This window comes from Vibrio sp. 10N.222.52.B7, assembly GCF_041474275.1.
GTDB classification, from domain to species: Bacteria; Pseudomonadota; Gammaproteobacteria; order Enterobacterales; family Vibrionaceae; genus Vibrio; species Vibrio crassostreae_C.
Map to the genome: position 1 here is coordinate 1 of NZ_JBFRTU010000144.1, position 7,858 is coordinate 7,858.

Consider the following 7,858-nt stretch of genomic DNA (forward strand, 5'->3'; position numbering starts at 1 on the left):
TATCTCGTATCTCGTATCTTCTTAAAGCTTACGTAAACCAGTTAGGGCTTTCTCTAGCCTTCTTTCCATTGGCGCCGAGATATCCATCTTCTCTTCACTACCTGGGTGTGTGAACTTGATGTTTGCTGCATGTAGGAACAGACGATCAAGACCAACCTTACCCGTGTAAGCGTCAAAACGACGATCACCGTAGCGATCATCCCAAGCAATTGGGTGACCAGTATACTGAGCGTGCACACGAATTTGGTGTGTTCGGCCTGTAATTGGGCTTGCTTGAATCAACGTCGCCTCTTGGAATTTTTCTAAAACCTTAAAACGGGTTTCAGAAGCTTTACCATTCGGGTTAACTCGAACAATGCTGTTCACTTCATTTTTCAACAAAGGTGCGTTGACGACTTTGCAGCTGTTCTTCCATTCGCCCATAACTAAAGCGAAGTAGTATTTTTGAACCGTTTTTTCACGGAACTGTGCTTGAAGGTGTCTTAGCGCCGAGCGCTTCTTAGCAACAAGCAAAATGCCAGACGTATCTCTATCGATACGGTGCACTAATTCAAGAAAACGAGCATCAGGGCGAAGAGCACGTAATGCTTCAATCGCGCCAAATTTTAATCCGCTACCACCATGAACAGCAGTGCCAGACGGTTTGTTAAGAATTAGCATGTGATCATCTTCATAAATGATGCACTGTTCTAATTCTGAAACCTTGTTGAGTTTCGTGCTCGGCACGTTCTCTTCTGTTTTCTCTTCAATAGTAACCGGAGGGATACGAACTAAATCGCCAGCTTTTAGTTTGTACTCAGCCTTAATGCGTTTTTTATTTACGCGGACTTCGCCTTTACGCACGATTCGGTAAATCATGCTTTTCGGGATGTTTTTTAATTGGTTGCGTAAGAAGTTATCAATACGCTGACCAGCCATATCTTCGTCAATGTCGACGAATTGGACTTGGGTTCTAATTTCGCTCATTGCGCTATTGTATCACTGTCACTTTTGATAATTGAGATTTTCTTAGCCCTATTCCGAACTTATTTATCCCTAATCCTTACCGATCTATCCCAAAATGGTCGCCGAAGTTCTATATTTCTTTGATTCTTCGAACAAAAAAGCATCAAGATTCCTGCAAATTAAAATATCAATTGATAAATTATTTATAGACAGTGAGTTAGAGCTATCAAAACCCAAACAAAAACTGTTTTTTTTACAGCATTCCGACAAAGCAGATTGCTGTGTTTACCGACCGCTGCTATAGTTCACAGCTGCTATCAATGGTTTGACTATTATTTAAACAGCTAACCATTCATAAGCAAGTAAATGAGTAGATAACTCAGATTAGACAGTGCTGCAATCGGCGTAAGACACGGTCAACTGAGTTCCTTATCGCTCTACTCACGTACACTCATGTTGAGTATTCACCGCCACATCGCGGATCATAGGCTAACTCCCTATGATGACTGACGTGCCCCAGAGCATCCCTCTCCAGCCGGGAGGCTGCACCGATAAAGCCATGGGATCTGGCACCATGAGAAACGAAATAAAGCGATAAGAACAATGATGAAAATAAGAAAAGACAATGAGAACTTCTAAATGAAAAGAATGTTAATTAACGCAACTCAAAAAGAAGAGTTGCGTGTCGCTTTGGTTGATGGCCAACGACTGTTCGATCTAGATATCGAAAGTCCAGGTCACGAGTCAAAGAAAGCGAATATCTACAAAGGACGTATTACCCGTATTGAACCAAGCCTAGAAGCGGCATTCGTTGATTACGGCGCAGAACGTCACGGTTTCCTCCCTCTTAAAGAAATTGCCCGCGAATACTTCCCTGAAGGTTATACATACCAAGGCCGTCCTAGCATTAAAGAAGTGCTAAAAGAAGGCCAAGAAGTAATCGTACAAGTAGAGAAAGAAGAACGTGGTAGCAAAGGTGCTGCACTGACAACTTTCATCTCTTTGGCTGGTAGTTACTTAGTTCTTATGCCTAATAACCCTCGTGCTGGCGGTATTTCTCGTCGTATCGAAGGTGATGAACGCACTCAACTGAAAGCAGCATTAAGCACTCTTGAGCTTCCTCAAGGTATGGGCTTAATCGTGCGTACAGCGGGTGTTGGCAAAAGCGCAGAAGAGCTAGAGTGGGACCTGAATGTTCTATTGAACCATTGGGGCGCTATCAAGCAAGCTTCTGATTCAAATGCAGCTCCTTTCCTAATTCACCAAGAGAGTAACGTTATTGTTCGCGCAATTCGTGACTACCTACGTCGTGATATTGGCGAGATTCTAATCGACAGCAATACTATTTTTGAACGTGCACAAGCGCACATTCAATTAATACGCCCAGATTTCATGAATCGCGTTAAGAAATACGATGGTGAAGTGCCACTATTCAGCCATTACCAGATTGAAAGCCAGATCGAATCTGCTTTCCAACGTGAAGTTCGTCTTCCATCTGGTGGTTCTATCGTAATCGACCCAACAGAAGCACTGACTTCTATCGATATCAACTCTGCTCGTGCAACAAAGGGCGGCGATATTGAAGAAACAGCACTTAACACTAACCTAGAAGCTGCCGATGAAATTGCACGTCAATTACGTCTACGTGACCTAGGTGGTCTTGTTGTAATCGACTTTATCGATATGACCCCGGTTCGCCACCAACGCGAAGTAGAAAGCCGTCTACGTGATGCCGTTCGTTTAGATCGCGCACGTGTTCAGATTGGTCGTATTTCTCGCTTTGGTCTTCTAGAGATGTCTCGTCAACGTTTGAGCCCATCACTAGCAGAAGCAAGCCACCACATTTGTCCTCGTTGTACAGGTACTGGTGTTGTTCGTGATAACGAATCTCTAGCACTTTCTGTTCTACGTTTGATTGAAGAAGAAGCTCTAAAAGACAACACAGCACAAGTACTTGCTGTTGTGCCTGTTCCAATCGCTTCTTATCTTCTGAACGAAAAACGTCGCTCAGTAAACCACATCGAGAAGAACCAAGAAGTTAAGATCACTGTTGTTCCTAACTCAGACATGGAAACGCCGCATTTTGAGGTTATCCGTGTTCGTGAAGGTGAAGAGTTCGATCTACTATCTTACTTGCTGCCTAACAAGCTAGAAGCTCTAAAAGAAGCGGAAAGCAAAGAGCCTGCTGAACAGACTATTCGTCCTAAGAAGATCGAAGAACCTGCTCTGAAAGGCTTCGCAGCTCCTGCTCAATCAGCACCAACTCCTGCTCCAGCACCTAAAGCTGTAGAAGAGAAGAAAGCTGAACCAGCAGCGACTCAAGAACCAGGCCTAATTGGTCGTTTCTTCAAAGCTATCGGTAGCTTCTTATTTGGCTCTTCAACTCAAGAAGAGAAAAAAGAAGAAGAGAAGAAAGAAGAAGAAAAACCTAAAAACAATCGTAACAACGGCAACCGTCAACGCCGTGATCGTAACGATAACCGTCGTCGTAACCAACGTGGTGAGCGTGGCGAACAGCGTAACGACCGTGGTGAACGTGGTGACAATCGTAACGAAAACCGTGACAACAAACGCCGCCGTAAGCCAGCTCGTGATGAGAAGCCTGAAGAGCAAAAAGAAGCAGCTCCACAGCAAACTCGTCAGCCTCGCAAGCCTAAGCAAGACCGTCGCAACAAGCCACGTGATGAGCAGAAGCAACGCGAAGAGCAAGCACCATCTAAATTAGCAGAAGAAGGTCTACAGCTAGCAGCAGAAGCACAAGCTGGTAAACCGGAAGCGCCTAAGGCTAAACCTGAAGCGAAAGCAGCTAAGATTAAAGAGCGTCGTCAGCGTCGTAAACTGAACAAGCAAGTTCGTGTTAAAGACCAACAAGCTCAAGCTGAAGATAACGCTTCAAAAGAGCAGGTTGCTGCTAAAGAACTATCTGTTTCAAAAGAACAGTCAGTAGCTCAAGAGCAAAAAGTTGCGGAACAAGTAGAAGCAACTCAAGCGAATGCAGAGCAAACTGAACAGGAAGAGCCGAAACAACGTCGTAACCGTCGTTCTCCACGTCACCTACGTGCAAGTGGTCAACGTCGTCGTCGCGGTCGTGATCGTCGCCCTAACCCATTCCGCCTACGTAAAGGTGGTGTAGCTTCTCCAGAGATGGCTATGGGTAAAGTGATGCCTCGCTTCATTCCAAAACCTCACCACAAGCTGGCAAAGCCTGAAGTGGCTGAAGTTCAAGTAGCAGCTGAAGCTCAAACATCTGTTCAAGAGCAGAATGTTGCTCTAGAGACGGCACCACAAAGCAACGTAGCAATGACTGGCGGCTTCGCATGTCCAGAGCTTGCAATGGGTAAAGTTATCATCCGTCGTGAAGATGCTGCTGTTGAAGCTCAAGTAGCTGAGACTCCTGCTGCAGTTGAAGCTCCTGCAGTCGTTGAAGAAGCACCAGTGGTTGTTGAAACCGCGAAAGTTGAAGCTCCAGTGATTGCAGAAGCGACGAAAGTTGAAGCGCCTGTTGTAGCAGAAGCTGTGCAAGCAGAAGCAACACCAGTTGTTGAAGCTGAAGCGCCTAAAGCTGAAAGTGCAAAAGTTGAAGAAGCACCTGTTGTTAAAGCAGAAGCTCCTAAAGCGGCACCAAAGGCAGCTGTTGCTAAGAAGCAAGCCGGTTCACCAATGACTAAAGCTCCTGGTCCTCAAGAGATCAAAGAGATTGAAGTGATTGCAGCTCCGTTCCGCACTGAACGTTTTGTATCGAAAGGTGCAGGCAGTCAGGCAGCGTCGAACAAAGCTGGCGCGGCGATGACTAAGCCAAACTACTAGTGATTACTGATAGGTAATCGCGAGTAAATAGAATCAAAGGCTGCTTATTAAAGCAGCCTTTTTCATATCTACTAATCGAATAAAAATTAACAGATATATTACTCAAAGTTAGGTTCAACCTTGAACTTAATCACATTTTTGGGTAGCATTCGCGCACTTATCTTTTCGACACTTCGCTATTGCCGCTCTTTTCCATCACTGTTTGGCTACGCAATACACCCGTGTCGGTAAATCCATCTTAAGCATAGCTGAGCAAACATGTTCGAATTCCCACAATTTTCAAAGCACTCTGTAAAGAATGACGTGCTTTCAGGTCTTACAGTAGCCCTGGCTCTGGTACCTGAAGCTGTAGCATTCGCCTTTGTTGCTGGCGTTGACCCAATGGTTGGTCTTTATGCAGCATTCATCGTAGGTTTAATCACTTCTGTCTTTGGCGGCCGTCCAGGTATGATTTCTGGCGCAACCGGCGCAATGGCCGTTGTAATGGTGAGCCTAGTGGCAACCCATGGTGTTCAATACCTATTCGCAGCCGTTATGCTGGCTGGCCTTCTGCAAATTGCAGCAGGTGTATTTAAACTAGGTAAATTTATCCGTATCGTTCCACACCCAGTAATGATTGGTTTCGTGAACGGTTTGGCCATTGTTATCTTCCTAGCTCAACTTGGTCAATTTAAAGCGCCAGACGTAACAGGTGCGTTGACTTGGTTACCAAGCGGTCAAATGACACTAATGCTAGGTCTAGTAGCCCTTACAATGGCTATCATCCACTTCCTACCTAAGCTAACAACAGCGGTACCATCTTCATTAGTTGCTATTGTTACAGTAACGGCTTTGGTTGTGGGTCTTGACCTTGAAACTCGCACTGTTGTCGACTTCCTACGTACAATGTCTGGTGACGAAGCTGCTACGCTAGCGGGCTCTCTTCCAACATTCTCAATTCCTGCTGTTCCGTTTTCTTTAGATACACTACAGATCATCCTGCCGTACGCAATTATCCTTGCGGCTATCGGCCTGATCGAGTCTCTACTGACACTGACAGTACTAGATGAAATGACAAACACTCGTGGTCAATCTAACCGTGAATGTGTTGGTCAAGGTATGGCTAACGTAACGTGTTCTGTATTCGGTGCGATGGGTGGTTGTGCGATGATCGGTCAATCGATGATCAACGTAAACTCAGGTGGTCGTGGTCGTCTTTCAGGTATCGTCGCCGCAGTTGCACTACTGATGTTCATCCTGTTCGGTTCTGCACTGATTGAAATGATTCCTCTAGCAGCACTTGTGGGCGTAATGTTCATGGTTGTTATCGGCACATTTGAATGGGCAACCTTCAAGCTTGCGCGTCGCGTTCCTAAACAAGACTTCTTCGTTATCGTTCTTGTTACCGTAGTAACAGTACTGACTGATCTTGCTGTGGCAGTAGGTGTTGGTGTTGTCGCTTCTGCGCTAATGTTTGCTTGGCAACATGCTAAACACATCTACGCAGATACATCAGTAAACGCTGAAGGCTCAAAAGAGTACAAAGTTAACGGCCCAATCTTCTTTGGTTCAACGGCTAACTTCCTAGAGTTGTTTGACGCATACAACGATCCACAAGATGTAATCGTTGATTTCGCAAACTCACGCGTGACTGACCACTCTGCAATTGAAGCGATCGACACGATTGCTGACCGTTACGCGGCGCTAGGTAAAACACTTCACCTTCGCCACCTAAGCCAAGACTGTGTTGCTATGCTGCACAAAGCAGGTAGCTTAGTTGAAGCGAACGTTGCAGAAGACCCAATCTACAAAGTAATGTCTAAGTAATCTTAGCTGTAGCTTTAAGTTAGATTTAGAGAGGCCGACATTCAATGTCGGCCTTTTTTATACCTCTCGGTCAGCCCTTACGCTGATAACAAAACGACGTACATTGTTCCTACACTACATCGAACGCAGTATCGCTTCGCTAGACTCTTCGATTAAATCCAACACCAATTCAAAACCATTTCCCTCACCATAATACGGATCGGGGATCTCTTGATATTGTGACTCTCCAAAGCTCAAAAATAATGCGAGCTTGTATTGGAGGTGAACTGGGCATTGGCTCATTAAGTCGTCTAAATTCGCCCTATCGGCCGCGAGTATCAGGTCAAATTCTTCGAAGTCATTATCTACCACTTTACGAGAAGTAATCCCCTTAAAGCTGTAGCCTCGCTTCTCTCCTGCAGATTTGGATCGCGAGTCTGGCGGGTTGCCTTGATGAAAACCAATCGTCCCCGCAGAGTCGACCACAACATCAATATCCAGCTGTTGCGCTTTCTTCCTTAGCACCGCTTCACCTGTTGGCGAGCGGCAAATATTCCCCATACAAACTACGAGTATCTTTTTCATCCCTAATCACCTGTTCTTCCGATGGTTTTTGCTATCGTTAAGTTAGGCTATGATAGACGCAATCACAACTTAAAAGGATTTGTTATGTCGACTGAAGACAACAAAGAACAACGCCACAAAGCAAGACAACAGAAAGTAAAAGAACAAGTCGATGCACGTGTCGCTGCAGCACAAGAAGTGAAAGGCTTATTGTTGGTTATTACTGGTAACGGTAAAGGAAAATCAACATCCGGTTTTGGTACCATTACACGTGCCGTTGGTCATGGTAAGAAATGTGCCGTTGCACAATTTGTTAAAGGGACTTGGGATAACGGCGAAAAGAACGTTCTTCAAAAACTGGATGTGGAGTTCCAAGTTATGGGAACCGGCTTTACATGGGAAACCCAAGACAAAACAAAAGATATTGAAGCCGCACAACGTATCTGGAAAGAATGTCAGCGTATGTTGGCTGATGAGTCCATTGACGTGATTCTGTTTGATGAGCTGACTTACATGGTGAGCTATGGCTACATCGAGCTAGATGAAGTGGTAGAGGCTCTGAATAATCGTCCGAAAATGCAATCCGTGATCATTACTGGTCGTGGGGCGCACCGCACTTTAACGGACATGGCCGATACCGTGTCTGAAGTTCGTAACGTTAAACACGCTTTCGAATCTGGTGTAAAAGCGCTTCAAGGCGTGGATTGGTAATAGCATTCAACCAGAGATCCCCCCGACTCGGTCATTCTTCCCTCTC

General features: G+C 45.2%; 5 protein-coding genes. 3 read left to right on the forward strand and 2 right to left on the reverse strand.

All coding sequences use genetic code 11. The annotated features are described in order from the left end of the window. Nucleotides 1–21: 21 nt before the first annotated feature. Nucleotides 22–966: a 23S rRNA pseudouridine(955/2504/2580) synthase RluC gene (gene rluC / locus AB4512_RS21775; RefSeq protein ID WP_017054981.1), complete on the reverse strand. Its 945-nt coding sequence runs from the start codon at nt 964–966 to the stop codon at nt 22–24. A 618-nt stretch (nt 967–1,584) separates the two neighbouring features. Here rluC and rne point away from each other — a divergent pair. Together rne and AB4512_RS21785 are read left to right on the forward strand one after the other, a co-directional pair. Then, a complete protein-coding gene (rne, locus tag AB4512_RS21780) occupies nt 1,585–4,752 on the forward strand; it encodes a ribonuclease E (RefSeq protein WP_017067203.1) in 3,168 nt (1,055 codons plus the stop codon). A 258-nt stretch (nt 4,753–5,010) separates the two neighbouring features. Further along, the gene (locus AB4512_RS21785) at nt 5,011–6,558 is read left to right on the forward strand and encodes a SulP family inorganic anion transporter (RefSeq protein ID WP_017062156.1); all 1,548 of its coding nucleotides are present in this window, start codon (nt 5,011–5,013) and stop codon (nt 6,556–6,558) included. A 114-nt stretch (nt 6,559–6,672) separates the two neighbouring features. Here AB4512_RS21785 and AB4512_RS21790 read toward each other — a convergent pair whose 3' ends face one another. Beyond that, nucleotides 6,673–7,122: a low molecular weight protein-tyrosine-phosphatase gene (locus tag AB4512_RS21790; RefSeq protein WP_017067202.1), complete on the reverse strand. Its 450-nt coding sequence runs from the start codon at nt 7,120–7,122 to the stop codon at nt 6,673–6,675. 84 nt (nt 7,123–7,206) lie between these two features. On the opposite strand from AB4512_RS21790, the gene cobO reads away from it, so the two are divergent. Beyond that, the gene (gene cobO, locus AB4512_RS21795; RefSeq protein WP_029222032.1) at nt 7,207–7,812 is read left to right on the forward strand and encodes a cob(I)yrinic acid a,c-diamide adenosyltransferase; all 606 of its coding nucleotides are present in this window, start codon (nt 7,207–7,209) and stop codon (nt 7,810–7,812) included. The last annotated feature ends 46 nt before the right edge of the window (nt 7,813–7,858 follow it).